This window comes from Scytonema sp. PRP1 (assembly GCF_036697665.2).
GTDB lineage: Bacteria > Cyanobacteriota > Cyanobacteriia > Cyanobacteriales > Nostocaceae > Kalymmatonema > Kalymmatonema gypsitolerans.
Genome location: NZ_JBAHYJ020000070.1, coordinates 61,583 through 86,792, shown reverse-complemented (window position 1 = coordinate 86,792; position 25,210 = coordinate 61,583). Strand labels below are relative to the sequence as shown.

General features: G+C 44.5%; 18 protein-coding genes, 1 tRNA gene and 2 pseudogenes. 6 read left to right on the top strand and 15 right to left on the bottom strand.

Translation table 11 applies throughout. The features are described from left to right. The first annotated feature begins 63 nt into the window (after positions 1-63). The 4 genes from V5G28_RS15290 (at position 64) to V5G28_RS15275 (ending at position 2,872) form a co-directional block, all read left to right on the top strand. Positions 64-249: a hypothetical protein gene (locus V5G28_RS15290; protein WP_332992717.1), complete on the top strand. Its 186-nt coding sequence runs from the start codon at positions 64-66 to the stop codon at positions 247-249. A gap of 33 nt (positions 250-282) precedes the next feature. Beyond that, positions 283-356: transfer RNA gene (locus tag V5G28_RS15285), tRNA-Asp, on the top strand. A gap of 117 nt (positions 357-473) precedes the next feature. After that, the gene (gene gltX, locus V5G28_RS15280; protein ID WP_332992715.1) at positions 474-1,916 is read left to right on the top strand and encodes a glutamate--tRNA ligase; all 1,443 of its coding nucleotides are present in this window, start codon (positions 474-476) and stop codon (positions 1,914-1,916) included. A gap of 461 nt (positions 1,917-2,377) precedes the next feature. Then, the gene (locus V5G28_RS15275) at positions 2,378-2,872 is read left to right on the top strand and encodes a hypothetical protein (RefSeq protein WP_332992712.1); all 495 of its coding nucleotides are present in this window, start codon (positions 2,378-2,380) and stop codon (positions 2,870-2,872) included. A gap of 309 nt (positions 2,873-3,181) precedes the next feature. On the opposite strand, the gene V5G28_RS15270 is transcribed toward V5G28_RS15275, so the two are convergent. The 4 genes and pseudogenes from V5G28_RS15270 to V5G28_RS15255 form a co-directional block, all read right to left on the bottom strand. Then, positions 3,182-3,826 (bottom strand): hypothetical protein, encoded by a 645-nt coding sequence (locus V5G28_RS15270; RefSeq protein ID WP_332992710.1) that lies wholly within the window; start codon positions 3,824-3,826, stop codon positions 3,182-3,184. A gap of 281 nt (positions 3,827-4,107) precedes the next feature. Beyond that, positions 4,108-4,557, bottom strand: coding sequence for a hypothetical protein (locus tag V5G28_RS15265; protein WP_336230852.1), 450 nt, complete (start codon positions 4,555-4,557; stop codon positions 4,108-4,110). 55 nt (positions 4,558-4,612) lie between these two features. Further along, positions 4,613-6,061: an exonuclease domain-containing protein gene (locus V5G28_RS15260; protein ID WP_332992706.1), complete on the bottom strand. Its 1,449-nt coding sequence runs from the start codon at positions 6,059-6,061 to the stop codon at positions 4,613-4,615. 84 nt (positions 6,062-6,145) lie between these two features. Continuing rightward, positions 6,146-6,244, bottom strand: a pseudogene (locus tag V5G28_RS15255) (helix-turn-helix domain-containing protein); the annotation flags it as partial. Between the two features lie 435 nt (positions 6,245-6,679). On the opposite strand from V5G28_RS15255, the gene ftsH2 reads away from it, so the two are divergent. Further along, positions 6,680-8,566: an ATP-dependent zinc metalloprotease FtsH2 gene (ftsH2, locus tag V5G28_RS15250; RefSeq protein WP_332992705.1), complete on the top strand. Its 1,887-nt coding sequence runs from the start codon at positions 6,680-6,682 to the stop codon at positions 8,564-8,566. Between the two features lie 221 nt (positions 8,567-8,787). On the opposite strand, the pseudogene V5G28_RS15245 reads toward ftsH2, so the two are convergent. Beyond that, positions 8,788-9,527, bottom strand: a pseudogene (locus V5G28_RS15245) (Rpn family recombination-promoting nuclease/putative transposase). A 116-nt stretch (positions 9,528-9,643) separates the two neighbouring features. Between V5G28_RS15245 and V5G28_RS15240 the strand changes: the two are divergent. Next, positions 9,644-11,284: a fibronectin type III domain-containing protein gene (locus V5G28_RS15240; protein WP_332992703.1), complete on the top strand. Its 1,641-nt coding sequence runs from the start codon at positions 9,644-9,646 to the stop codon at positions 11,282-11,284. A gap of 178 nt (positions 11,285-11,462) precedes the next feature. Here the strand turns inward: V5G28_RS15240 and V5G28_RS15235 are convergent, their stop codons facing one another. The 10 genes from V5G28_RS15235 to V5G28_RS15190 all read right to left on the bottom strand — a co-directional run bounded on the left by V5G28_RS15235 (position 11,463) and on the right by V5G28_RS15190 (position 24,771). Then, positions 11,463-13,520: a hypothetical protein gene (locus V5G28_RS15235; RefSeq protein WP_332992701.1), complete on the bottom strand. Its 2,058-nt coding sequence runs from the start codon at positions 13,518-13,520 to the stop codon at positions 11,463-11,465. A gap of 192 nt (positions 13,521-13,712) precedes the next feature. Next, on the bottom strand, positions 13,713-14,267 hold the full coding sequence (locus V5G28_RS15230) for a hypothetical protein (protein ID WP_332992699.1): 555 nt from the start codon (positions 14,265-14,267) through the stop codon (positions 13,713-13,715). Between the two features lie 209 nt (positions 14,268-14,476). Beyond that, positions 14,477-15,244 (bottom strand): hypothetical protein, encoded by a 768-nt coding sequence (locus V5G28_RS15225; protein WP_332992697.1) that lies wholly within the window; start codon positions 15,242-15,244, stop codon positions 14,477-14,479. A 510-nt stretch (positions 15,245-15,754) separates the two neighbouring features. Next, positions 15,755-16,828, bottom strand: a complete 1,074-nt coding sequence (aroF, locus tag V5G28_RS15220; RefSeq protein ID WP_332992695.1) for a 3-deoxy-7-phosphoheptulonate synthase — start codon at positions 16,826-16,828, stop codon at positions 15,755-15,757. A 183-nt stretch (positions 16,829-17,011) separates the two neighbouring features. Beyond that, positions 17,012-18,142, bottom strand: coding sequence for an anthranilate phosphoribosyltransferase (gene trpD / locus V5G28_RS15215; RefSeq protein WP_332992694.1), 1,131 nt, complete (start codon positions 18,140-18,142; stop codon positions 17,012-17,014). Between the two features lie 270 nt (positions 18,143-18,412). Further along, positions 18,413-19,651: a tryptophan synthase subunit beta gene (gene trpB, locus V5G28_RS15210; RefSeq protein WP_332992692.1), complete on the bottom strand. Its 1,239-nt coding sequence runs from the start codon at positions 19,649-19,651 to the stop codon at positions 18,413-18,415. Positions 19,652-19,772: 121 nt separating this feature from the next. Then, positions 19,773-20,591 (bottom strand): tryptophan synthase subunit alpha, encoded by an 819-nt coding sequence (gene trpA, locus V5G28_RS15205; RefSeq protein ID WP_332992689.1) that lies wholly within the window; start codon positions 20,589-20,591, stop codon positions 19,773-19,775. Positions 20,592-20,648: 57 nt separating this feature from the next. After that, positions 20,649-21,608, bottom strand: coding sequence for a zinc-dependent alcohol dehydrogenase family protein (locus V5G28_RS15200; RefSeq protein ID WP_332992687.1), 960 nt, complete (start codon positions 21,606-21,608; stop codon positions 20,649-20,651). 16 nt (positions 21,609-21,624) lie between these two features. Further along, positions 21,625-22,476 (bottom strand): indole-3-glycerol phosphate synthase TrpC, encoded by an 852-nt coding sequence (trpC, locus tag V5G28_RS15195; protein WP_096571188.1) that lies wholly within the window; start codon positions 22,474-22,476, stop codon positions 21,625-21,627. 84 nt (positions 22,477-22,560) lie between these two features. Then, entirely contained in the window at positions 22,561-24,771 is a 2,211-nt protein-coding gene (locus tag V5G28_RS15190; protein ID WP_332992726.1) for an anthranilate synthase, read from the bottom strand. Positions 24,772-25,210: the final 439 nt, after the last annotated feature.

The following is a 25,210-nucleotide window of genomic DNA, read 5'->3' as shown; positions in this document are numbered from 1 at the left end:
AACCACTCTTAACAGATTTTAGGGATTGACCAAGCCCCGCAACGGGAGTGGGTGTAGGGGCGAGTGAGACGCGAACGCGATCGCGATCGCGTTCGTGTTGGCGCAGTCTGTCCGCAGGACTTACAAAGCAGCGTGCCGTCAGGCATAGCTAAGTATGGGTGCTTCACTTATAAAATGACGCCTGGAGGTAAAGATTATGGCGAATCGAGTTGCAAAACTTTAGATGTAAAAACACTTGACAATCGTTAAACGAATAGTCATAATAAGAAAGTTGCCAAATAAGGGACTGTAGTTCAATTGGTTAGAGCACCGCCCTGTCACGGCGGAAGTTGCGGGTTCGAGCCCCGTCAGTCCCGTTGAAAGTTATGAGTGCTGAAGTAGAGAGTAGAAATGACTCAATACTCAGCACTCATTGCATAAGGCTTAATATAAGCTACATGAGACGTGGTTTAGAGACAAGAGAGAAAACGCCCGTGACTGTTAGAGTCCGTATTGCCCCTAGTCCAACTGGGAATTTACATATTGGTACAGCCAGAACGGCTGTATTTAACTGGTTGTTTGCCCGCCACCACGGCGGTGAGTTTATCCTGCGAATTGAAGACACAGATAGCGAGCGATCGCGTCCGGAATACACAGAAAATATTCTCGAAGGACTGCGTTGGCTGGGACTAAACTGGGATGAAGGACCATTTTTTCAAACCAAGCGTTTGGAACTTTATAAACAAGCGGTTCAAACCTTGTTTGATAAAGGATTAGCTTATCGCTGCTACACGACATCAGAAGAATTAGAAGCACTGCGTGAAGCTCAAAAAGCGAGAAACGAGGCTCCTCGCTATGATAACCGTCACCGCAACCTGACACCAGAACAAGAAGCTGCATACAAAGCTGAAGGACGTAGCTTTGTGATTCGCTTCAAAATTGAAGATGAGCGGGAAATTGTCTGGAATGACTTGGTCCGGGGAAAGATGGTTTGGCGAGGAAGCGATTTAGGCGGTGATATGGTGATCGCTCGCGCCGCAGCAGATGGTGTTGGTTTGCCACTGTACAATTTTGCTGTTGTTGTAGATGACATGGATATGGAAATTACTCATGTCATCCGGGGAGAAGACCACATCGCCAACACCGCTAAGCAAATTCTGTTGTATGAAGCTTTTGGCGCAAAAGTGCCAGAGTTTGCCCATACGCCTCTAATTTTGAATCAGGAAGGACGCAAGCTTTCCAAGCGCGATGGAGTCACATCCATTTCTGACTTTAAGCGAATGGGCTTTACCGCTGAAGGCTTGGCAAATTACATGACATTGCTGGGTTGGTCTGCACCAGACTCGACTCAGGAAATATTTACCTTGGAAGAAGCAGCCAAGCAATTTAGCTTTGAACGCGTCAATAAAGCTGGGGCTAAGTTTGACTGGGCGAAGCTCGATTGGATAAATAGTCAGTACATTCACAGTATGCCAGTGGATAAGCTGACCGATTTGCTGATACCCGTTTGGGAAGAAGCAGGATATCAATTTACCGGAGGACGTGATCGCCCTTGGATAGAGCAGCTCGTCACTTTAATTGGTCCGAGTTTGACACGCCTTGTCGATGCGATCGCTATGAGCAAACTATTTTTTACCGAAACAGTTGAATTTAGTGACGAAGCAAGTGCTCAATTAAAACACGAAGGTTCTAGCGCCACTCTCAAAGGTGTGATCGCTGCTTTAGAAAAGCATCAACTCACCGAAGCCAGCGCTCAAGAAATTATTAAGCAGGTGGTGAAAGAACAAAACGTCAAGAAAGGCTTGGTCATGAAGGCACTGCGGGCTGGCTTAACTGGTGATTTGCACGGTCCGGACTTGATCCAATCGTGGTTGCTTTTGAATCAAATTGGTTTAGATAAGCCGCGCTTGCTTCAAGCAGTAGAAGTCGCTAGTTAGCAGCAAGCATAATTTGGGAATCAAAGTTATGGATAATGGGGGCGCACGTTCGTGTGCCCCTGTTTGTAGAATAAATTTAATTTTATGCTATTGACAATCGTTACTTTTGATGTGTTGGAAAAACCTCGCTTCGATTCTTTTCTCCTGCTTTTGAGAAGCTTTGACCTTAGCCCATTCTCTTTTAGGGAACTTGGAATCCCGACAAAGGAGCCAGTGTCGTGGTGAGCACCTCGTGAGGGAGGGTTTCCCGACTCAGGCGACTGGCGTTGGGGATTAGGATCAGGGGGATGGGGGGTTAGGTTCCTTTGTTGGTTTTTCCACATAACGTGAAAAGTCAGATTGACAATCGATGATTTTTTTGATGCTTATAAGGTGAGACAATTAGTTAAATACCCTCGCATTAGGAACTTTTTGTGTAACATAGATGTCTCTAGAAATACTTAAAAAAGTATGTCATTAAAATGCTGACAAAAGAGATAAATCGAGGGATAAGATTATCTTTGATGATGGCGGCGCTGGCGATCGCGTCAGCAATGAGTACAACATCTCAAGCAGAGGAAACGGCTCCAACCATTTTTGGAGATATCATCATCGGTCAAAACTCTTCCCCAGATCCCCAAAGCGTTCGCGGTATAAATGGTGGTTCTATACCGGGGAGGGAAATTGCTGGTAAAAGTGAAACTCCTACAGGTGCTTGTACTGGATATTTTGATGAAGAACCAGACCATACTGTTGAGCTGACAAGTAAATTCGAGTACCTAAGACTGCAAGTACAAAGCCCTGAGGATACCACCTTAATTGTTACTGGTCCTGGAGGCGTCTGGTGCAATGACGATTTTGATGGTAAAAATCCCGGTATGATTGGGGAATGGCTGCCAGGAACCTACTATATTTGGATTGGTTCTTACAAAAAAGACAAGTATCTTCCTTACACCCTAACCATATACAAAAATTAGGTAGGGGTGTTTCCACCAGCCAAAGCAGGTGAAATCGGGTATGTTAGGCTTGTAGCACAAAGTCTAGGTAAGCGCTCTTCTATGACAATCACGACATCTCAGGATTGATCTTTTGGAGTTAGCACAACAAGCTTGAGAGCCATTTGACTAACTTCAATCCAAGCCATTTCGTCGCATTGTTCGCCCGTTGCTCGTTTCTCAACTTGTTCTACCAATAATTCCTCTAGGACATTGCTGTTTGTATTTTTAGGGTAAGTTTACGCCTGAAGTAAAAAGTACACCGTCTACTACTCGCACCTTGCGATCGCTTTATTCAGAGCAAACAGCTTCCAAGTCTACCTGGCTATCAGCGTATACTTTGCTATAGTACTCATCTATTTTTTTCCCGAACTCAGCATCCATAAAAGTGACTAAAAAATCTGATATTGATGTACAGATAGAATAGACATTTTTTGGATGAACACCATTAGAATGAGCGCATAAGTGACCGTGAGCAAATATGTGCCGAATTGAAGCAGAGATGTAAGCTACATTTGTACTGTTGTAATTTCTACAGTCGCTTAACTTAACTTTTAGCTTTTTATTATTTAATTTTTCATAAAGAAAATCATAAAGTAGACCTTTTTTATCTTTTTCTACAAATTTTTGAATAACTTTCTCTGGATTATAAGGTGCCATGAGAGAATCGAGCGCATCTAACTCAAGCGAGTTTATTTCAAGAAATCGCTCCAAAGCAGAATGTGTCAAAAAGACTAAGAAGAAAGCGTCATAACCATCATTAGTCTCTTGTGAATACCCCTCAAGATTAATTCCTTTGAAGTTTTTGGCAAGCCTCACTCTACTAGCAAACCGAATTATGTCCCCTGCTCTTACCTTAGTTCCAAATCCAATGCTGGATGGATTTGGATCTAGCTTAAGAAGGTGATGAAATTTAGCAAAACCTTGTAATTCCATAATCCAATACAGTTCAGTTAAGGATTGATCCTCCCTAGCCCTCCTTAAAAAGGAGGGAACTAAGCCCCCTTTTTAAGGGGGTTGGGGGATCTTAACAAAACTAAACACCACTAACTGAACCGTATTGTTCCATAATCTTTTGTCTTGTATTTTTACAAAATACTTACAGCCGTTTGCATTTAAATAGACCACATTGTAATGAAAGTGCATGCACTTTCATTACAGAGATTTAAATTTTAGGTATGGGGTTCATTTACCTGAAAACGACTGTAAATCTGTTACTAAACGTTTGTTTGTTCAGTCGGTTTAGCAAAACCAAACATACTAAACAGCCAGTGATACCATTCTTGGTTAGTTATAAAAACCTTTAAAGCTGACTCCAAATCGACATCCAAATCTTTATTTTGAATATCGATAATCAATTTATAAGTTAGTTCCAAGTGAATTCTATCCGGCTTAGAAAATAAAACGAAATTTCCATTATGAGAGTTATTTAGCTGAATTATTCTTTCTTTAGATACCTGACCCTTAATTTCAGTTAAGCGCTCATCCCGAAATAAACTAAAGCGGTCTTGAGGGTGCGAGCATACTAACTCGTTGAAATTACTAATTCGACTGCTGAAAGCTGAATTAGGAGCCATTTGGAGAAAACCCATTACATAATTATGACGGTCAGTCTCGATGACAATATGCTCTGGCAAAACTTTTTTTCCTAACTTATACAAAGTCAATTTAATCGGTTTAATATGGTTGAAAGCTTCGGCAATAGTCTTGAGTTTACCAATATCATTCTTCCTGCGGTCTTTGTAAATGAATTTGATACTGAGATAAGCGATCAGTAATTGAATTATTAAATTTGGTTTTAAAGTCTTCCCATCGTTCAGGAAACATATTCAGGATAATTAAACTATTAGGAACATGGGTAAAAATCTCCTTGATAGTTTCTCCAAAATTCTCCAATATTTCTTTATTATGGGGAAGTCCCAATCCTTCAAGCTGGTCAAAGATGATAATTAAAGGCTCATCAAGAGTAGATAATTTACCTAAAACCGAAATTGCTTCCAAAGAAAATGCTTCCAAGCTAAGCTCTTCTCTCCAGTTTGGTAAACCAACTTTTTCTACCTCCTCATCTGATAAAGCCTGACCAGCTAGCCAACGTGTAGCAAGATCTTTGAGTTCTGGCTTAGTGTAGCTACAATAATTAACAATTCCCTTGAGAATCGAGGGAGCAAAACCTCCAGCCGAGTAATTTTTTACCCACCACTCATTAATTCGTTTTTGAATTTGCTGCCAGTATACTAGTTTAGTATAAGTTCCTTCTCCCCCAAGAGCATTTATATTATCATCCTTTAGCGCTTTGATAATATCCTGGTCTTTTTGAGTAAGATTTGAGAGATTAGCAACAATTTTATGAAAGCTATTAATAATTAGATAATCTAATTGGGTAAAAGAACCAACCCGCTCGACTAAAGACTCCAAAATGCGGCTGTAAATATGGTACAGCACAGACGAAGGATGGTTAGGCTGACGGATAAAAAGCAGTCGATTACTCGATAATCGCGCTTGTGCTAATCTCATCATTAAATGAGTTTTACCCGACCCAGGTTCTCCAATTACTACTGCTCCTTTACTTTGATGATTAGGGTCTAGCTTAATATCCTTCAAGATTGACTCAAGAGTCACAAATTGTTGGTGATAGGTATCGAAATAATCGGGGTGATTTTGAAAAGGGGTATCAACTCGACTACCACTAAAGGGATTGGGCTGGTCTTTTAATTGGTCTATCATTAACTTGCGATAAAGGTAGTAGGTAAACTCTGCATCATACCGGGCAGAATGAGCCATATCCCGGATAAAGTAACGGTTATTAACGCGCAAATTGAAATATTTACTTAAATACTCTAAGGAGTAACTTTCTAACCCCAACCAAGAATTTTTCGCTCTTATGCAAGTGCAATCAAACTCTAAGTTGGGGAATTTCAAACCAGCTTTTCGGAAACTGGACTTAAGTACTTCGATATCGTGTTCGGCATAGTGGCAAACTATTTTCTTACCTTGAACAATATTTGAAAACTCTTCTAGTAAGATTTTTAAACTTTTGAGGTTAGGTAGATGAGAACTGTTATTGGGATGATCGCGGGAAAGCCCTTCGTAAATTACACGTCCGTGACTATCAACGATCGCCAGTTCGCTTAATTCTGGTTTGCCTTCAGTATCAAGAACTACAAAGTCCATATCACTACAACTTGCGTGTAAGCTATTTCTTTACTACTGTTAAATAATGCGATCGCGCAAAGGAACAGCAAAACAGCATTCCTCTTACTGCTTCAAAGCCAAAGCTGAAGGCGTAGCACGTCCGTTTTCCCACCAATGAATCGTGGAATACGTGACACCCAACTGTCCTGCAAACTGTTCTTGTGTTAACCCAGTAAAAGCAAGGTACGAATCAGCTGCTGGCTTCTGGCTGGTCTATTACCAGGGTTTTTTGATGCTTATCTGACTACTGAATTTAAAGAATACACATAAATCAAGCAAGTGATATTTAATTTGCTTGATTCTTAGCTACATTCCGCATCTTCTTCGATCCGGAAAAACACAGAAGTTTTTTTGCCCAAACAGTCTTGGCGGGAAATTTCTCCATCTAAAACAGGACATCTATAGTACAACGAAGCAAAATTAAGTTAAATTTAATTAAGATTCTTAATGAAGCTTCGGCTTGCTGGCTCTCAAGCTAGCGACGAAGTTATCGTCTGTCATAACATCGAATAACAAATGCAGTTATAGACATCTGTTTGAAAGGCTCTTTCTGTGTGCCGTTAATTTGTTGTATATGCATCTAGAGGCAAAATTAAAATGAAATTCTCCTGGAGAGTCCTAGTACTCTGGACATTGCCAGCTTTGGTGATTGGCTTTTTCTTCTGGCAAGGGGCATTTTCTGGTGCTCCTGCGGACACGACTAGAAATTCAGCCAATACCCGCATGACTTATGGTCGCTTTCTGGAATACTTGGACGCGGATCGAGTCACCAATGTTGATTTATATGAAGGTGGTAGAACGGCAATTGTGGAAGCCGTCGATCCAGACCTGGACAACCGCATACAACGGGTGCGGGTGGATCTGCCTGCTAGCGCACCTGAACTGATTAACAAGCTAAAAGAAAAACAAGTTAGTTTTGACGCGCATCCGATGCGGAATGATGGGGCAATTTGGGGACTGCTGGGTAATCTCATTTTTCCTATCTTATTGATTACCGGGCTGTTCTTTTTGTTCCGTCGTTCTAGCAACCTACCTGGCGGTCCAGGTCAAGCCATGAACTTCGGGAAATCAAAAGCTCGCTTCCAGATGGAGGCAAAAACCGGAGTGAAATTTGACGATGTCGCAGGTATTGAAGAAGCCAAGGAAGAACTGCAAGAAGTGGTGACCTTCCTGAAACAACCAGAAAAATTCACTGCTGTGGGCGCACGCATTCCTAAAGGGGTGTTGTTGGTCGGACCTCCGGGAACAGGTAAAACGCTTTTAGCAAAAGCGATCGCTGGTGAAGCAGGCGTTCCCTTTTTCTCGATTTCCGGTTCAGAGTTTGTGGAAATGTTCGTCGGTGTGGGTGCATCCCGCGTCCGCGACCTGTTTAAGAAAGCAAAAGATAATGCCCCTTGTATCATCTTTATTGATGAAATCGACGCGGTAGGACGTCAACGGGGTGCAGGTATCGGTGGTGGAAACGATGAGCGGGAACAAACCCTCAACCAACTGCTTACCGAAATGGATGGTTTTGAAGGGAACACTGGCATCATTATTATTGCTGCCACCAACCGTCCTGATGTGTTGGATGCAGCATTATTGCGTCCCGGACGGTTTGACAGGCAAGTTACTGTCGATGCACCCGACGTCAAAGGACGTTTGGATGTTTTAAAAGTCCACGCCCGCAACAAGAAACTAGACACTGGCGTTTCTTTAGAAGCGATCGCCCGTCGTACCCCTGGTTTTACAGGTGCAGATTTAGCGAACTTGCTCAATGAAGCTGCTATTCTCACAGCGAGACGGCGTAAAGACGCGATCGGCAATGCAGAAATCGATGATGCTGTAGACCGGGTTGTTGCTGGTATGGAAGGCACACCTTTGGTAGATAGCAAGAGCAAGCGTTTGATTGCTTACCACGAAATCGGACATGCGATCGCAGGAACATTGCTCAAAGACCACGACTCAGTGCAAAAAGTTACCTTGATTCCACGGGGACAGGCACAAGGGTTAACTTGGTTTACTCCCACTGAAGAGCAAGGGCTGATTACTCGCGCTCAACTCAAAGCCAGAATTACCGGTGCTTTAGGTGGCCGTGCTGCAGAAGAAGTGATTTTTGGTTCTGCGGAAGTCACAACTGGTGCTGGAGGTGACTTGCAACAAGTCAGCAGCATGGCACGGCAAATGGTGACAAGGTTTGGAATGTCTGATTTAGGACCAATATCCTTGGAAAGCCAACAGGGAGAAGTCTTCTTGGGTCGTGACTGGATGACACGCTCAGAATATTCTGAGTCAATTGCGGCTCGTGTTGATAGCCAAGTCCGTGCCATAGTTGAAGAATGTCACCAGACCGCAAAGCGGTTCATAGAGGAAAATCGCACCCTCATTGATCGGTTAGTGGATTTGCTCGTTGAAAAAGAAACCATTGACGGTGATGAATTCCGTCAGATTGTGGCTGAGTACACGACCGTACCTGAAAAGTCGCAGTATATGCCCACTCTCTAATCTTAAGTTAGGTAGGGCTATGCCCTACTTCATTCAATAGGGATGGTTAACGCCATCCCTATTTTTATTTCGATAAATTTCCATTTTCTTGATATTTATTAGACTTCTTGCAAAAGTATGATCAATGGATGTTTAGAACCGCGGTGCACGCGGATAAACGCAGATAATTTATCTGTGTCCATCTGTGGTTTTTTTTCATAAAATTGACTTTTGCAAGACATTTATTTAGTACCTCGCTGTGCTGATTGCCGTACTACTTCTACCTCGACACCTATCTCGGAGGCAATTTGCTCTATCGTCATCCCTGTCTGTAAAAGCAGGGGAACAGTTGCAGCCAGCAATTGTTGACGTTCCTCTTGTCGTCCCTCTTCCTTAGCTTCCTGATAAACTCTAGTTTGTTCAATACTCAAACCTAGCATTGCTTCTACCTCCTCTCGGCTAAAAGATGCAAATTTGTACACAGCGATTGTGGTCACTATATCAATTATCGCTTCTCTAGAAAGGCTGCCTGTATCTTCCTTCCTAGCACGTGCAATCAGTTGTTTAGCTTGCTCTACAGTTCGGTCTTCTTGTTGAATTGTCAATAATACCAGGCTGATACCAATAGGTTGTTCGTTGGGATCACCCAGCTCATCCAAGTATAGACGCTGTACCTGAGAGCTATTGAGCAAAGCACGATGCATTGTTGAGTCATCTGGCTGTAAAGGTAGAGGAACAATTCTGAGAAGAACCGATGGTAAAGGAACTGGTCTTTTTGGAACTGCACCTCAGCAAAAAATACAACCTTGGACTCGGCATCTTCCGGTGGCAAAAAGACTCCATCAATACGGAAACTGAGTTCCTTTACCTCGACTGAGTCAAAGCGATAATTATCGATTTGTGGCGGAGTCTGTCCAATGAGTTCAAAAAATAAGCGGGGAGATCGCTGGAAAATTTGATAGAAAATGGCATCTCGTCTCACAATTATTAGAAAAATTCAGGAGTTTGAGCAACTTTGATTGTAAACTTAACGCTTAACCCTAAGTTTGATCGAGATGGCTTAACCTGATAAACGTGTGTTTATCCAAGCAAAAATTTATGACATCTCCACCCCAGTTGCTGAGTGATCCGTTTCTGCAATTACCAGCGGAAACTTCAGTGAGAGTTGTGTGGTTTACTGAGTTTGCTGGTTTTGGACATATCGTTACCTACGGTAAGAATCTGGCTCAAACTGCTCTTGCCAAGACTAGTAAACTCACGCGCACGCGGGAAGACCAAGAATCGCGAGTTGGAAACCAAACCGAAGACGGACAAGTTTATCAAAATCCTGTGCTACGTGATATTTGGCGACATGAAGCTGAGATTACTGGCTTAACCCCTGACACAAGAGTTTCGTACTATGTAACGAGTGTGCGAGAAGATGATGCAAGCGTTAGGAGCAATCTGTTTACGCTTGCACCCAAGCCGAGTCCAGGTAAACCAATGAAAATTCTGCTGACTTCTGACCATCAAATTAAGCCAATGGTTGCAGCAAATTTACAAAAGGTGGTGGAGACCGTTGGACGAGTTGATGCGGTTTGGTTCGCTGGTGATTTGGTTAATATTGGCGATCGCGCCTCCGAATGGTTTGATGATCATCGTGGCGGTGCTTTCTTTCCTTGTTTGCAAGGTCGTGCTAACTATGAAATGAACAACAACGGGGTCAAGACAATCTACACTGGCGGTGAAATCATTCAACACGCTCCAATGTTTACTTGCGTTGGCAACCATGAAATTATGGGACGCACGAACCGTGGGAGTATAAATGATGAATTTGATGCTACAATTCCCCGTGCAGTTGCTCTCAAGTTATATGAGGAGGAATTTCTCAAAGAGAATTCTTTTAATACCGATACTTACGAAGAGATTTTCACTCTACCGGAGAGTAAGGAAGGTGCAAAAACTTACTACGCAGTCAGTTTTGGTGACGTGCGTTTGGTAGTACTGTACGCGACAAATATGTGGCGATCGCCCAACTTGGATCCACAGGCTAGAGGTAGATACCGAGAACGGGAAAAAGATTTCAACACGCCAGAGAATTGGGGTTACGGGCAACATATTTATGAGCCAATTGCCAAAGGCAGCACACAATACAATTGGTTAGTACAAGAACTCAATAATCCTGAGTTTCAGCAAGCAAAGTACAAAGTAGTTATGTTGCATCATCCGCCCCATACCTTGGGTGGTAACATAGTTCCAGCATATACCGACCCAGTGCAGGTTATTGAACGCGATGCTGACGGTAATATCAAGGCAATCCGTTACGAGTACCCCAAGCATGCAGACTACATCATCCGCGATGTTATCCCCTTGCTGGAAACTGCTGGTGTGCAGTTAGTCTTCTACGGACATTCGCATTTGTGGAACCGCTTTGTCAGTCCGAGTGGAATGCACTTTTTAGAAACATCTAATGTTGGTAACTCTTACGGTGCTGCTTGGGGTAACAATAAGCGAGAAGTCCCTGTTGGCTATCAAGAGGATTATGCTGAACTTGGCGATCCATATGGTTTAGGCTCTGTGGTGCCAACAATTACTCCTATGCTGGATGAAGATGGAAAACCGATGCCCTATATTGCAAGTAATGACATCACGGTTTTCAGCATCTTTGACACGGGTACAGGTACGGTCAACAGCTATCGTTTTGATACACGAAACCCGGATTCGCAGGTCATTAAGTTTGATGAGTTTCAGTTGAAATAAAAAAGCAGTCGGTTGAGCAAACTCAATCGACTGTTAGCAGTGACAAGTATCCTGAGAGCAGGAATATTGTGATTCGTATGAACAGTAGGCTACGGGATGTAAAGTGCTATGAATTTTTCTCTACACTCCTACACCTAGCACCCAAGCTATTGCTTGCGCCCGTACACCCTACTTGCGTTTAGACTGTTGTTGGATCCCAGTAGAACTGGTCATAGGTCTGCCGAGTTGCTGCGGTAAAATCACCTGTTAAGGGTTGGAAAGCATCAGCGAATTTGGTGAAGAGGGAATTCACCAAAGTATCAGCTGCATCCTTGATTCCTATTGACAACACTAAATTATCCAACTTGCCGAGGAAGTCGCCAGCGGCAGTGTTTGATTTGTCAATAATCACAGACCAGTTGCCATTACCAATCACTACGCTGTTGCTGGTGAAGACCTGGTTGCCGTTACCAATGATTGTGTTGTTGCTACCGTAGTCCCAGTTACCATTACCAATGGTTGTGTTGTTATTTCCGAAACTCCAGTTGCCATTACCAAGGGTTTTGTTGTTACTGGTTGACTCCCAGTACCAGTTGCCATTACCAATGGTTCTGTTGTTTTGAGTATTGTCTAAATGCCAGTTGCCATTACCAATGGTTGCGTTGTTCTTACTGGAGTCCCAATTCCAGTTGGCATTACCGACGCTTACGTTAGAGTGTCCGTAGTTCCAGTTGGCGTTACCAATGACAGCGTTGTCACTACCAAATTCCTTGTTGCCATAACCAATAGGTATACCACCTTCGGGAGTATTAAAAATGTTATCACTGCCACTGAAGGGTAACAAACCACCAAGGACAGTAGACAAGATATCGTTGGGTGGTTGAACAGCTTGAGAGCCACCCTGAGAGCCACTACCAGCAAGTAAGTTGCTATATGGGTCTCCGCTACCACCAGCGAGTTCGTTAACATTGTTGATACCACTATTGGCGCTCACGATGTCATTCTTATAGAGCGTCAACAAATCAGAGGGTGATTGCAGAGGGGTATTGTTACTACTGAATAGTTTTTTACCTGTAGCAGAGTTGACTGTTTTGGTCCAGTTTAAGAGGCTATCTTGAACAACCCTCAAGGTTTCGGAGGGTGATTTGCCACTTCCCCCGCCAGCGCCTTTTAAGTCGTCACCAAAGAGAACCTGCACAATATCCAAGGATGGCTGAGAGCTACCACTAATAGCGGTGTTATTACTTGGTACAAGCGGGTTGCCATCACTACTACCTGCGGTAGAGGCACCACCAGCCGAGGTACCAGATCCACCGGGTAAGGTTTGAGCGTAGACGGCTGTGGTGAAATTTGAGGCTGACTGAGGTATGGGGAAGTTTGTACCATAAGCCTGTTTCAAGTAATCGAGAGCTGGCGCATTGGTAGTACCAAACGGGTTGTTTCCACCAGCAAATGGGTTTCCACCACTGAAGGAGGTAACAATACCACTCTCAGATAATCTGTTACTCAGTTTGCCGATGACGGAGTCAACCGTTTCCTCGACAGTAAAGTTTATCGCTTTTGAAAATCTTTCTGGTGTGATTTCTTTACCGATGATCCATTCGTTGTTACCAACGACTACGTTACCAAGACTACCGAACGCTTCACCACCACCACCAGCATAAGGGTTGTTTGCAGCACCAGTAAAGGTATTGGTACTGCCAGTTCCTAAGCCGAGACTTTGTAAGCTGCTACCACCTTGGCTGCTACCACCGAAGCCACCAGCTTGGCCGCCACCACCTTGGGTGGCACTAAATGGGTTGCTGCCACCACCGATACCACCAGCAGCTTGGCTGCCACCACCGATGCCACCAGCAGCTTGGCTGCCACCACCGATGCCGCCAGCAGCTTGGCTGCCACCACCGATGCCGCCAGCAGCTTGGCTGCCACCACCGATGCCGCCAGCAGCTTGGCTGCCACCACCGATGCCAGCAGCTTGGCTGTCACCACCGATGCCAACACCTTGGCTGTCACCACCGATGCTGCCAGCACCTTGGCTGCCGCCACCGAAGCTGTCAGCACCTTGGCTGCCGCCACCGAAGCTGTCAGCACCTTGGCTGCCGCCACCGAAGCTGTCAGCACCTTGGCTGCCGCCACCGAAGCTGTCAGCACTGAAGCCGCCAGCACCTTGGCTGTCACCAGCACCAGCTAGCTGAGTAGCTGAAGGAATAACTGAGTCGCTAACAAGAACAGTAGAGTTGTCAGTAGAAGTCGCCATTAAAAATAATCCTCCTAATTTTTAGGACACAAATCTCGTAAAATGGGGGAAATTAAAGACATAAAGCCTGCCTTATTGGTTTGCTCTTTGGTTTTTTAAGTGCAGGCTGTTTTTTGAGTAGTAACTGTTGGAATTTTGTTGGGTTTCCCTGTAAAAAGGTCAACCCAACATTTTTTATTTCAAACTGGGACGTTAAACAATCGGAGTGCTAGTACTAGCGATCGCATTATTCCCAGATTGCAATGCATCAAAGGTTGCAATGGCAGTGTCCAACTGTCCCAACACATTAGAAAATGATTGCGGAAGCTGACTATCGCCTATACCAAAATTCTGAGCAAAGTTGTAAGTGCTTAAGATATCAGCTTTTACCGACTGCAAAACTTCAGAAGGCGATGCTCCAAACGAGCCGTCCGAAAGGGACGATTGCACAGGAATCACACTGCTACTACCAGTCACTGGACTGCTACCACTTGATACACTGCCACTATCTGCAACTGTGTTGTTACCACTAGACCCACTTGCATTGCCATTTAAGAAGGGTGAATCGCTACCATAAGCGGCATTCACCAAATCAACCACAGGTGCTAGAGGCTGATCGCCGCTTGCATCGGCGTTGCCACTTCTATATTGGTTGACAATGTCAGTAAAGGTTGAGGTGTTTGTCCGGATGCTCTCCAAGACATTGGATGGTAACTGCGGAAAAACACTCTCACTACTAGCAGCAGAGTTAGTGTTAGAAGTTGCCATAACTAAAAATCCTCCTATCGTTAGAACAAAAAATTTGTTGAGCAAAGGAAACTAAAGAAAGCAAGCTAGATCGGTATATAACTTTCTTCTTTGGTTTCCTGAGCGGAGGCTTAGTTAATGGCTAGTAGCTCTTGAAATTATGTTGGGTTGACCAGTGCAGCGGTTAACCCAATATTTTTTATTTCAAGGTGAAACTCTAAGCAAACGAGTTACGCACCAAATCCGCCAGCGAAGCCGCCACCACCAAACTGGTTGCCACCACCAAACTGGTTGCCACCACCAAACTGGTTGCCACCACCAGCAGATCCGCCGCTGATGCTGCTAACATCAAATCCGCCGGTGCTGCCACCACCAAACTGGTCACTTCCACCACCATTTACGGATGATGTGCTACCCAGGGAAACCTGGTTGACAATACTATTGGTGATCTGCGAAGACAACACATTTGTACTTTCTTCGGTAGGGCCTGCGGCGATGTATTGATCAATCAGAATTCTGTTCTGAAACGACAACGAATCGGTTGCGCTTCCAAAATCGATGCCACCAAAGTTGCCACCTTGGCTACCGCTACCGAAGCCACCAGCGCTGCCACCGAAGCCACCAGCGCCAGATATATCGCCACCAGAGGAACCGCCAGTGAAGCTATCAGCGCTGCCGCCGGAACTGCGAGTAGCAGGCTGACTGCCACCGCTAGCACCACCACTAGTGTTGATAGCAGCCCAAGGGTTGGTACCACCAGTAAGCGGGCTACCTTCGGCATTCGGGTTGCCAAAGCCAGTAAAGGGACTACCGCTACCAGCACCACCAGCACCACTGGGAGCGCCACCAGTGGTACCACCACCAGTGGCACTTCCAAAGCCTTGTAATACCGTCTCAGTAGAAGTGACTTCACTCAAGCGACCCCAGGGAGATTGCTGCAGTACATTTCCGAGATCACCACTAGATTGGTTGCCACTATTACTGTTTTCAGTTGCCATTAGGAAGAATCCTCCGATTTTCAGGGAAAAATTGCGTAAACACATGAAGAGAGAACAGACAAAAATAAGTCTGTTAGTTTACAATTCCTGGTTTATTGCTATTGCCAAAATTGATGGTGATTTCTTAGTTTCAGAAACCCTATGCGTTGTCTGGTAGAAGCTATTAACCCTGTTTTTAGATGATGTATAGAGAACAAAATCAAACTGTAAACAACGCTACCTTTATATCTAAATATTAAGTAATTTCAAATAGAAACTCAATACAGTTTCTTTTGATGTATCTGTCCGATTTTTAGATATGTTTATCTTTTTTTGATAAGAAAAATACAAGTCAAGAAAAACAGTGCATATCAAAGCTTGTAAAAATTCGTCAAGGCATTAAGATCACTACCTATCCTACATTTAAAAATAATGGTGCTAGGTTTAAGAAATCTCAAATCTTGCACCATTATTATCATTTATCAACAAATAAATTTCCTAGGCGATCTCACGAAAATGCAAAGTGTATAACTAAACAGAAGCGACCAAACTAAGCTTCTCTGGCTCAGACCAGCGACCAACGACTTTGCCCAAAACTGACATTTCCTGAACCAAACGGTCAAACTTGTCAGGAGTCAGAGACTGCGGTCCATCAGATAGAGCTTTGGCAGGATTGGGGTGAACTTCAATCATTAAAGAATCTGCACCTGCTGCGATCGCTGCCAGTGCCATTGGTGTAACGTACTCTGATTTACCTGTACCATGACTTGGGTCAATCATGATGGGTAAATGTGTCAGTTGTCTCAACACAGGAATGACAGATAAATCCAAAGTGTTGCGAACATATTTGGAATCAAAAGTTCTAATACCCCGCTCGCAAAGAATCACATTTGGATTTCCTGCTGCCAGAATATATTCTGCTGCCATGAGCCACTCATCAATTGTGGCAGCCATCCCACGTTTGATCAGCACAGGCTTATCTTGAGCGCCCACTTTTTTGAGCAAGGAGAAGTTTTGCATATTCCTAGCTCCTATCTGGATGACGTCAGCAACCCTAGACAGTGCTGGTAAATCAGCAGCATCCATAAGCTCTGTGATGATGCCCAAACCAGTAGCTTCACGTGCTGCTGCTAACAAGTCTAATGCACTCTCACCATGTCCTTGAAACGCATACGGCGAGGAGCGAGGTTTGTAAGCGCCGCCACGCAGAAACTTGGCTCCAGCAGCCTTAACGCGCTTTGCTGTTTCTACAATCATGGCTTCATTTTCCACTGAGCAAGGTCCAGCTACCAGCACTACAGGATGTTGCTCACCAATGTGGACAGGACCGTTTGGTGTGGAAACAACAACCTCACTGCCTTCGCCATGACGGAATTCTCGACTGGCGCGCTTGAAAGGTCGTTCAATTCGCAACACTTGCTCAATCCAAGGGCTGTTATTCTGTATCTGCATTGGATCTAAAGTGGCAGTGTCACCAATTAAGCCCAAAACGATTTTGTTGTGTCCGACACTTTTTTCTACAGTGACACCGAAAGTGTCACGCATTTCTTGGCTGATGCGAGTAATTTCATCAGCAGGTGTGCCATTCTTGACGATGATAATCATGCCTTTTACCTTTTGTGTTGTTTAGCTAGTAATCTGCTACGCCGCCGAGTCATTAATTATGAGTGATGAGTTATTAGTCATTGTAGAGACGCGCCATGGCGAGCCAGCGCCCTTTGGAGGATCTCCCTCGTGCCGGCTCTGGCGGCGCGTCTTTACATCTTTGCTAATGACTCATTTGACTAATTACCGGAGAAATTCAGCGAGTTGTTCGAGCTTTTTCCAAGCTTCTCCACTTTGCAGAACTTCCTTGGCAATGCCAATACCTTTTACATAAGCCTCTTCTACAGTGTTGGTGCCATCAAGGACTTCACCAACATGAAGTGCTAGTGCTGCATTCAAAGCAACGACATCTTGCTGCGCCTGCGTACCTTTACCTTGTAGAACTGCTTTCAATATTTCAGCGTTTTGTTGAACTTCTCCACCTTCCAACGCCGTAATTGGCGCAGGAGTTAGACCGAGTTCCTGAGGATTGAGTACGGCTGTGTGTACTTGTTGATCTTTGACAACAGCTAAGTCACTTAAATCAGCCAATCCAGCTTCGTCTAACCTTTCGCGTCCGTAGACGACAATTGCACGACGCGTTCCCAGTTGCGATAAAGCTTTAGCTATTGTTTCGACCAATAGTGGGTCAGACACGCCAATAATTTGCCCTGTTGGTCGCATTGGATTCACCAAAGGACCCAGCAGGTTGAAAACGGTACGTACTTTCAAAGTTTTGCGTAAATCGGCAACCGCTTTGAGTGCTGGATGCCATCCTGGAGCAAACAAAAAGGTGATACCGACTTGATCAACTGCGCTTTGAACTTTTTCAGGATTGGCGCTTAGATTAATACCCAAAGCTTCTAGTACATCAGCGGAACCAGTCTTGCTAGACGCTGAACGATTGCCATGTTTGGCAACTTTTACCCCTGCGGCTGCGGCAACAAAGGCAACAGCTGTGGAAATATTAAACGTGGATGCTCCATCTCCACCTGTACCGCAAGTGTCAATTAAGGGAAGTGATTGGGGATTGGCGATTGGGGATTGGGAAGAATGAGATTCCCCTGTTCCGTGTCCTCCTGCGGACTGCGATTGTAAAACACTAGCCATGCCCACCAACTCTTCTGTGGACACTCCTTTGGATTGAATTGCTGCTAAAATTGCTCCTGATAATGCTGGAGGAACTGTGTCTGTGAGCCAGCCTTGCATCAGATCCGTAGCTTGGGCAACAGAGAGCGATCGCCTATCCAACAATTGTTTGAGTAATCCAGACCAATCGTAAGATTTAAGAGTTTCGGCGGTGTTGTCAGTGCTTGCTTGAGTTACAGCTATCATTTTCTCAACTGTTAATAATAGTAGTCACTAGCCATTAGTCACCAGTCATTACTCAAAAGTCAAGAGTAGTTATCCAAGAAAGGCAGAGGGCAGAGGGCAGAAGCCAGAAGGAAAAATACCTTTTCCATGCATCAGTACCGAAAATTTTTTCATTGAGACTTGGCTTCGTACTTCTGCCTTCTGAATTTCACTTTTGACCCCTTTGGGGTTCACCAGTCGCCTGCTGTCGGGAAACCCTCCAAAGGGCGCTGGCTCACTTTTGAGTTTGGACTAAGGATTGAGAACTTTAGCAACAGTTTGCACATCCTTGTCGCCTCTGCCAGAGCAGTTTATGACGATTCGGGGGCTACCATCCAACTGAGGACACAGCTTTTCTAAATAGGCGATCGCATGAGCGGTTTCCAAAGCTGGTATAATCCCTTCTAGTTGAGACAGACGCTGCAACGCCTCCAAAGCCTCAGTGTCTGTAACACTGTAGTACTCAGCGCGACCAAGTTCCTTGAGATAGCTATGCTCAGGACCGACGCCAGGGTAGTCCAAACCAGCACTAATTGAATGTGCTTCGATTACCTGACCATCGTCATCTTGTAGTAGATAACTCATAGCGCCGTGCAACACGCCGATTCGTCCGAGTGTGAGGGTTGCGGCGTGCTTCTCGGTGTCAATACCTTCACCTGCAGCCTCAACTCCAATCAAGCGCACAGATGACTCATCCACAAACTCGTGGAACAGTCCGATTGCATTGGAACCACCACCCACACAAGCCAAGAGAATATCAGGTATTCCTCCCCATTTCTCTTGAGATTGATCGCGAGTTTCTTTGCCAATCACAGCGTGGAAGTCGCGCACGATCATTGGGTAAGGATGAGGACCTGCAACAGAACCGAGGATGTAGTGAGTTGTTTCTACGTTTGTCACCCAGTCCCGAATTGCTTCAGAAGTTGCATCCTTGAGGGTTCCAGTACCAGCTTCCACTGGACGAACTTCTGCCCCCATCAGCTTCATCCGAAACACGTTCAGGGCTTGGCGTTGCATATCATGGATGCCCATGTAAATCACGCATTGCAAACCAAAACGAGCGCACACGGTTGCAGTTGCTACCCCATGCTGACCGGCTCCGGTTTCAGCGATAATGCGCTGTTTGCCCATGCGCTTTGCCAGTAACACCTGACCCAATGCATTATTGATTTTATGCGCACCTGTATGGTTTAAATCTTCCCGCTTTAGATATATTTGCGCTCCTGTACCATCAGGTTTAGCGTAGTGTGCCGTTAGACGCTCGGCAAAATATAAGGGAGTGGAGCGTCCAACATAGTCCTTGAGTAAATTTTGTAACTCTTCTTGGAAACTTGGGTCGTTGCGGTATTGCGCATATGCTGCTTCTAGCTCACTTAATGCAGGCATTAAGGTTTCAGGAACATACTTACCGCCGAACTTGCCAAATCTTCCAAGGGAGTCTGGTCTTGCAGTAGAAGATGCAATTTGATTGATATCTGAGATGCTGACCACCGATTCAAACCTCTTAGCTTGCTAGTAATTTTTTAGAAGTCTTAACAATTCTTCAGTTGTTTTTGACTGTTGATTGATGACTGTTAACTGTTAACTGATAACTGATAACTGTTAACTGTATTTAACCCACCGTTTGAAGAGATGGGCGGGCGATCGCAGCTTTCAATTCTTGAGAAAGTTGTTCAATAGCTTGCAGTCCTTCTGCGGGGCTACCATTTGCTAACCTTTGCACAAAAGCACTACCAACAATCACACCATCTGCCCCCCAATCCATTGCTTGACGCGCCTGTTCTGAGCCAGAGATGCCAAAGCCAAGACCAATTGGTTTATCAGTTATGGTTCGCATTTCGTTTAGCAAAGTCTTGACACGCTCTTGCAATTGGGAACGAACACCTGTCACACCAGTGACACTGACAAGGTAGATAAATCCTTGAGAAAACTTGGCGATCGCCTCAATCCGCTCTTTGGAACTGGTAGGAGCAACAAGTAAAATAACTTCTATGCCAAATTCAGCAGCAGTGTTAATGAGATCTTCTGCTTCTTCTAAAGGCAAATCTGGGACAACTAATCCCTTTGCCCCAACATCGGCGATTTGCGCCAAAAATGACCTAACACCGCGATTGAGAATTGGATTGTAATAAGTAAATAAAATAATTGGTGCTTGCAGGTTTGGGCTTTCTTGTGCAACTATCTCTAACACGTGCTCTAACTTAGTTCCCTTTTGCAAGGCACGAGTTGCTGCTGCTTGAATCACAGGACCATCTGCAAGTGGATCGGAGTAGGGAACACCCAATTCAATAAAGTCGGCACCATTGCGGTCTAAAATGCGTAAAGCTTGTCTTGTGGTTTCTAAATCAGGATCGCCGGCTGTTACAAAGGGAATGAGAGCGCACTGGTTATTACTTCTTAAAGATTGAAAACGTTGGGAAATGGAAGTCATCGGATTCATGCACCTAAGTAATGAATATTGAATTTGTCGTCAGGGCTTAAGCCCTAACTACGAGCCAGCAACTTGTACAACAATCTTACCGTGTACACTAACGCCCCCTTCCTCAAGTTTTTGATGAGCCTCGGCAACTTGATTGAGTGGAAAGGTCATTCCAACCACAGGTTTGATTTGACCCCGTTCAATCAGCTTTTTCAAAGCTTCGAGTTTAGGGCGGGCATTTTCTAAGTGTACAAAGTGAACTGTAATATTTTTGAAAGTAGCAGGGCTGAGGTCACCTTGTACGCCTGTGACTGTCACAGCGCGACCATCAACTTTGGTTACTGTGAGGCTTCGGGCTAAAAGTTCGCCTGGTACGGTAGAAAAAGTGACATCAACTCCTTCACCACCCGTTTCTTTCATGATAATGTCGATAAAGTTTTCGTTGCGGTAGTCAATAACTCTATCTGCACCGATAGACTTTACCAAATCAAAATCATAACTGCCGCAAGTTGTGTAAATATAAGCACCTGCTGCTTTGGCAATTTGGATGGCGAAAGAACCTACACCTCCTGCACCACCGTGAATCAGTACGGTTTCGCCTACTTTAATACTTGCTCTATCGAACAAAGCCGCCCACGCCGTACCGCCTGCTACCGGCACACTCGCCGCTTCTGTATGCGATAAGTTTGCGGGTTTCTTAGCAACAATCGACTCATTTGCTACATTATATTCCGCATTTGCACCCTGACCATCCATGAGTCCTATGGCGTAATAGACTTCGTCACCCACCTGAAAATCTTTGACGTTTTCTCCAATTGCCTCAACGACTCCTGAAACGTCGTAGCCGAGAATTGCAGGTAGTTTTATTCTTGGTCCAAATAGTCCTCGACGTATCCCACAATCAGCAGGATTAACTGAAGTTGCATAAACCTTGACCAGAACTTCGTTTTTACCTGGTATTGGTTTATCCACCTCTGTTTGAGCAAAAACTTCTGAACCTCCGAAGCCCTTTATCACCATAGCTTTCATGGCTATTTTTCCTTTGTCACTCCTGTGACAGCTCTTTGTTGAGGAGATTTCGCACAGCCTGCTCTAAATCAGCTTGTTTCACTAATGACTCTCCTACCAGAACAGCACGGGCACCCGCTTCTGCCACAAGAGATAAATCTGCAGAGGTATATATACCAGATTCACTGACGATGGTAATACCGAAGCTTTGCAAATGCGATCGCCGCTGTTCGAGTAGTTGCGCAGTGAGTCCAAGATCCACCGTAAAATCTTCGAGATTACGGTTATTGATCCCCACCAAGCGCAAATCCTCAAGCTTTAGCACTCGATCCAGTTCCGCTAAGGTATGAACTTCTACCAAAGCTTTCATCCCCAAATCGTGAATCACGCGCAAAAAGTCTTGAAGTTCCTCATCTGACAGGATAGCAGCAATCAGTAGTACAGCATCTGCGCCTGCAACCCGTGCATAATAGATTTGGTAGATATCAATGATAAACTCTTTGCACAAAAGTGGGAGTGCGACTTGCTGTCTGATATTACGCAAGTTGTCAAAACTGCCTTGAAAGAACTTAGAGTCAGTCAGAACAGATAGACAAGCTGCGCCACCTTGTTCATATGCTTGGGCGATCGCGACTGGGTCAAAATCAGCCCGGAGAACTCCACGACTTGGTGATGCTTTCTTGACCTCTGCAATCAGGCTTGGCTTATGGGGACTTTGCTTTAAAGCAGCCAGGAAATCTCGTACACTCGGAGCAGCAGTTAACTGTTCTTGCAAAGTCGCTAGTGGCAGTTCTTGCCGCATTTGTGCGACTTCTTGCTTTTTATACCACACAATCTCTTCAAGAATGTGGCGTGGACGGACATTTGCAGTAGCGCCTGAGTAACTCATGTATTTGGGGGAGATGAAGAAGGGAGGGAGATGAGGGAGGGGAAATTTCATGTAGAGACGCTTTCATTCAGCGCGTCTCTACAATTATTGACTAATGACTAATGACTCTTCAGTTTGGTCAGTTTGGGTGTACGCACGTACTACATTTTTAATAATTGCCAAACCAAGTTCTCCTGCTAGAGTCATGATCGATTCTGGATGAAACTGCACAGCCGCTACAGGAAGTGTTTGATGCTCAATTGCCATGATCACATCGTCATCTGAAATTGCTGTTACCTTCAGTTGTGCTGGCAATTTTTGCGGTAGGGCAAACAAGGAATGATATCTACCCACACAAAATGATTCTGGTAAATTCTTGAAGAGAACAGAATTTGAATCGCTGACAGAAATCCGTGAAGATTTACCGTGTTGAGGATAGTTGAGAACTCCTAGTTCTCCACCAAACGATTCAACAATGCCTTGTAGTCCTAAACAGACTCCAAAAATCGGAATTTGCCGACGCAAGCAAGCTTGTACAGTTTCTGGAACACGAAAATCACTCGGCTTACCAGGACCAGGAGAGAATACAACTAAGTCTGGGCGTTCTGCGTCAAACAACGATTCTGAGAAGCCATGACGTAGTGTGGTGACTTGAGCGCCAGTTTGGCGGATGTAATTTGCGAGTGTGTGAACAAAAGAGTCTTCGTAGTCAATCAGTAAGATCCGCTTACCAGACTCGACATTTGGAATGCAGCTGCTCAACTTTATTGGGCTGCATTCTTCCGGTTTTATCCCCTGATTGGCACGGCGAATTGTCTCAAATAAAGCTGCTCCTTTAGTCATTGTCTCTTGTTCTTCTGCTGAAGGCAAGGAGTCATACAGAATTGTCGCGCCAACTCTCACCTCGGCGATTGAGTCTTTGAGCCGAATTGTTCGCAAAATCAATCCTGTATTAAAATCGCCATTGAAGCTTAAGTAACCAACAGCTCCACCATACCAACGTCGAGCGCTACGTTCGTGGTTTTCGAGAAATTGCATGGCTGAGCGTTTGGGTGCGCCTGTCACTGTGACTGCCCAAGTATGGCTCAAAAATGCATCCAAAGCATCAAACTCAGGTCGTAGTAATCCCTCGACATGATCCACTGTATGGATCAAATGGCTATACAATTCTATTTGGCGACGACCAATCACTTGTACCGATCCAGGTTCGCAGATTCGCGATTTATCATTGCGATCCACGTCGGTACACATGGTCAATTCTGCTTCTTCTTTACCAGAGTTGAGAAGTTGACGAATTTGCTCCGCATCATCGAGAGCATCTTGTCCTCGGCTAATAGTCCCACTGATTGGACATGTCTCTACGCGCCTACCTTCAACTCGCACAAACATTTCTGGAGAGGCACCGATAATATACTCTCCACCTAAATTAAATATAAACCCATAAGGACTGGGATTGATTTGTTGTAATGTTTGAAATAGTTTGCTGGGTGGTTCAGAGCAGGATTGAAAGAAGCTTTGAGAAGGAACGACTTCAAATAAGTCTCCCCGACGGAAGTAATCTAGTGCGACTTCTACTTGGTTTGCGTATTCTCCTGGCTCATGGTCAGATGCTTGAGCCGGAACACGGCGCTCTCCTTTATAATCAATAGACTCTCCTGTTCGTGGAAGATTTTTGGTAGTACCGTGCGCTGTTTCAAACTCGTACTGTACACGATATGCTTCTTGCAAGTAGTAGTCAACAACTATCAGTTCGTCTGGTAAGTACACTACCAAATCCCGCTGATCAACAGGACGTTCCAGACGCTGAGGAATTGGCTCAAATTGGAACACCAAGTCATATCCAAACGCTCCATACAGCCCTAAATGCTCGTCTTCATCACTAGAAAAAGCATGGAGAATATCGCGGATAACTGTAAATGCTGAGGGTTGTTTACTACGCTCTTCTTCTGCAAACAGTTGGACTGGTGGCTGCACAAAGCCAACGATGCAATCGTTATTTAGCTTGACTTCCTGTAGTTGAGCATGCGCTGACAATCTGTTAAAAAGTACTGGTAGAAGCACTTTGCCTCTGTTGTTGAGTGCTCTTAGCGTGAAGGTTCTCTCGCGTGTTGTTAATTCCAATGGTGGATTGACAAATCCAATCGCCCATCTTTTGTATCGCCCTGGATATTCATAGCTGCTTTTAAGCAAACCGCCACGCTGGGAGTCCAAGTGAAACAAGATTTCATCTAGAGCCGTGTCCATCTGTACTTCGCTGATGGCGCGAGATACACCTATGCCGCCAAGAGTTGTGTACGAGTGAGAATCAACAATCATGGGCAATTTCTCTGAAGTAGTCATAAGTCATCAGGAGCCAGTACTGCAGGAGGGTTTCCCTCCGTAGGTATCTGGCGTTCATCAGCCAATAGTCAAAATTTTGATCATTGACCTTTCATGAGTTTTGTGTTTTTATTATCAATTTCAATCACAAAGACTCGTAATACAAAGACAATACAACAAAGACTTGGGAGTCAAAAAGATCATACACAGATTGTCCCAAAGTGGATGTTGTTGTAGTTATCTATTTGAATAAGAACGGTATTGCCAATAGAAACCTGTTTTTATACCATGTTGCATTCAAACAGCTAACATTAGACTGTCAACTTATGACTGGTAAGAGGTTACCATCAACAGTCAAAACAGAACGGCAAACATTTAGATTTGAATGCTACTCGGTATGAGATTAGCGTATCTAAATGTTAAGCATTGATACATG

Bases quoted from the DNA above. Each gene is read 5' to 3' on its own strand.
- V5G28_RS15275 (WP_332992712.1), top strand. From the start codon at position 2,378: ATGCTGACAAAAGAGATAAATCGAGGGATAAGATTATCTTTGATGATG.
- V5G28_RS15270 (WP_332992710.1), bottom strand. From the start codon at position 3,826: ATGGAATTACAAGGTTTTGCTAAATTTCATCACCTTCTTAAGCTAGAT.
- V5G28_RS15260 (WP_332992706.1), bottom strand. From the start codon at position 6,061: ATGGACTTTGTAGTTCTTGATACTGAAGGCAAACCAGAATTAAGCGAA.
- ftsH2 (WP_332992705.1), top strand. From the start codon at position 6,680: ATGAAATTCTCCTGGAGAGTCCTAGTACTCTGGACATTGCCAGCTTTG.
- V5G28_RS15240 (WP_332992703.1), top strand. From the start codon at position 9,644: ATGACATCTCCACCCCAGTTGCTGAGTGATCCGTTTCTGCAATTACCA.
- V5G28_RS15235 (WP_332992701.1), bottom strand. From the start codon at position 13,520: ATGGCGACTTCTACTGACAACTCTACTGTTCTTGTTAGCGACTCAGTT.
- V5G28_RS15230 (WP_332992699.1), bottom strand. From the start codon at position 14,267: ATGGCAACTTCTAACACTAACTCTGCTGCTAGTAGTGAGAGTGTTTTT.
- V5G28_RS15225 (WP_332992697.1), bottom strand. From the start codon at position 15,244: ATGGCAACTGAAAACAGTAATAGTGGCAACCAATCTAGTGGTGATCTC.
- aroF (WP_332992695.1), bottom strand. From the start codon at position 16,828: ATGATTATCATCGTCAAGAATGGCACACCTGCTGATGAAATTACTCGC.
- trpD (WP_332992694.1), bottom strand. From the start codon at position 18,142: ATGATAGCTGTAACTCAAGCAAGCACTGACAACACCGCCGAAACTCTT.
- trpA (WP_332992689.1), bottom strand. From the start codon at position 20,591: ATGACTTCCATTTCCCAACGTTTTCAATCTTTAAGAAGTAATAACCAG.
- V5G28_RS15200 (WP_332992687.1), bottom strand. From the start codon at position 21,608: ATGAAAGCTATGGTGATAAAGGGCTTCGGAGGTTCAGAAGTTTTTGCT.
- trpC (WP_096571188.1), bottom strand. From the start codon at position 22,476: ATGAGTTACTCAGGCGCTACTGCAAATGTCCGTCCACGCCACATTCTT.
- V5G28_RS15190 (WP_332992726.1), bottom strand. From the start codon at position 24,771: ATGATTGTTGATTCTCACTCGTACACAACTCTTGGCGGCATAGGTGTA.